The 2,027-nt window shown below is 62.9% G+C and carries 1 protein-coding gene and 2 pseudogenes; 1 reads left to right on the top strand and 2 read right to left on the bottom strand.

The features are described 5' to 3' along the window. The coding region (gene tnpC / locus CFR71_RS15590) for an IS66 family transposase (protein WP_110532213.1) at positions 1 to 1,078 on the top strand (1,078 nt) is incomplete at its 5' end. A 30-nt stretch (positions 1,079 to 1,108) separates the two neighbouring features. Here the strand turns inward: tnpC and CFR71_RS15585 are convergent. Further along, positions 1,109 to 1,639 (bottom strand): annotated as a pseudogene (locus tag CFR71_RS15585) (TrbI/VirB10 family protein); the annotation flags it as partial. A gap of 62 nt (positions 1,640 to 1,701) precedes the next feature. Then, a pseudogene (locus tag CFR71_RS15580) lies at positions 1,702 to 1,836 on the bottom strand (VirB8/TrbF family protein); the annotation flags it as partial. Positions 1,837 to 2,027: the final 191 nt, after the last annotated feature.

Below are 2,027 nucleotides of genomic sequence, written 5' to 3'. Positions count from 1 at the left end.
CACCCAGCCACCCGCCCCCTTCCATCCGATCGCGCGCGGACGCGCCGGCCCATGGCTGCTGTCGACCATCCTGTGCGACAAGTTCCTGCAGCATCTGCCTCTGAACCGCCAGAGCGATGCCTTTGCCCGCGAAGGGATCGATCTCGACACATCAACGCTGGCTGACTGGGTGGGAGCCTGCACCGCGACGCTGGCCCCCCTGACTACGCTGATCCGGGCGCATGTGCTGGCGGCACAACGCCTGCACGCGGACGACACCACCGTGCCGGTTCTGGCGAAAGGCCGGACAGTCACCGGACGATTGTGGAATTATGTGCGGGACGATCACCCCTTTGGAGGCACAGCGCCCCCAGCCGTCTGGTTCCGTTATTCCCGGGACCGCAAGGGCGAACATCCCACGGATCATCTCACCGGCTGGACCGGCATTGTGCAGTCAGACGCCTATGCGGGTTACAATACTCTGGCGAAACCGGGACGCCAACCCGCGCCGGTTGTCTCCGTCGGATGCTGGGCGCATGGACGCAGGGGACTGTTCAAAATCGCCGAGAGAGACAAGGCGCCCCTCGCCATAGAGGCAATAGGCAGGATCGACGCCATATTTCAAGCCGAGCGCACCATCAACGGTACGCCCCCAGAACATCGGCTGGCAGTCCGTCAAACAGACATAGCCCCTCTGGTCGACGATCTGTTCGACTGGATGCGGGAGTGTTGCCGGCGCATGTCGACAAAAAATCCCATTGCCCAGGCCATGAACTATTTTCTACGGCGTGCCGATACATTCACACGATTCCTCACAGATGGCCGTATCTGTCTGACGAACAATGCAGCAGAACGCGCCCTACGCGGCATCGCCCTGGGCAGGAAAGCCTGGTTGTTCGCCGGGTCCGATCGTGGCGGAGAGCGCGCCGCCGCCATGTATTCCCTGATCGTCACCGCGCGCCTGAACGATGTCGATCCCCAGGCATGGCTCGCCGATGTCCTGGCACGGATCAATGACATTCCCAATCCACGCCTCCATGAACTCCTGCCCTGGCACTGGAAAGCCCACCAGCAGGTCCACAATACCATCGCCGCCTGAATACGCCCGCGTCTCTCGCCGGATGGTTACGGCTCCGAACAGGGTGCTGCCCTGCGGGACAAGCAAGAACCGGCCGGTCGGACTATCATAGACGTTCTGGGTCACATGCCCGACGATCTGACCCGGTAGGTCGGAACTGACTTGCGTATTCAGCGCGCCGGCAATGACGGTCCCGGCCTGGAGGATGTAGGGCGAGGCGGGAAGTGTGATCCGATCGGGACTGACAGTCGCACGATCAGGCTGGCCCGCCAGAAAGGCGCGATTACCGGCCTCCGGACCAGTGTTGGCCGATGACGCTTGCGGTCCCGGTGGGACGGCCATGGCCGGAGCTACTTGCCCGCTCTGCCCATCCCGTGCCTCGACCTGCGCGAAGAGCATGCTGGTGCGTGCCGCCTCGATCTCCTGATCGCCACGCCGGTCTCCCATGCCGGAAACCGGTCCCGCGCGACCGTTCCGCTGTGCGTCGAGGATAGGCCTGCCGAGATCGCCGGGCAAAGGCGGCCCGAGTTTCGGAGTGGCGGTATAGTCACTGGGCAGCGCTGACAGCCCGTCGGCCGAGGGGTGTTGCGCGCAACCCGCCAGTGGCAGGGTCAGCAACGGCAAAGCACGAAGAGCGCGACGGATCATTGGCCAAGCTCCTTCGACCAGTTGATGGCAGAGACGTAGATGCCAAGGGGGTTTTTCCGCAGGTGATCAGCGTCGCGCGGCGTGCGCAGAACAACCGACACGAGGGCGGTCCAGCGTTCGGTGCCGGTGAACTGTCAATCGGCACTCAAAAATAACCCCTGATCGGCATGCAATATTAACCCCCTGTTGAAGGCCCGGCCTGTCTCCTTACGCCTACGGCTTCAGGAGACAGGCCGGGGCAGGTATGGATCTGGAGAGAGGTTCAGTTACGGTTCCTGAACCGCCAGCTTTCGTTCCCTGTCTCGATGATGTCGCAGTGATG

Source organism: Novacetimonas pomaceti, assembly GCF_003207955.1.
Lineage (GTDB): Bacteria > Pseudomonadota > Alphaproteobacteria > Acetobacterales > Acetobacteraceae > Novacetimonas > Novacetimonas pomaceti.
This window is presented reverse-complemented; position numbering and strand designations above follow the sequence as displayed.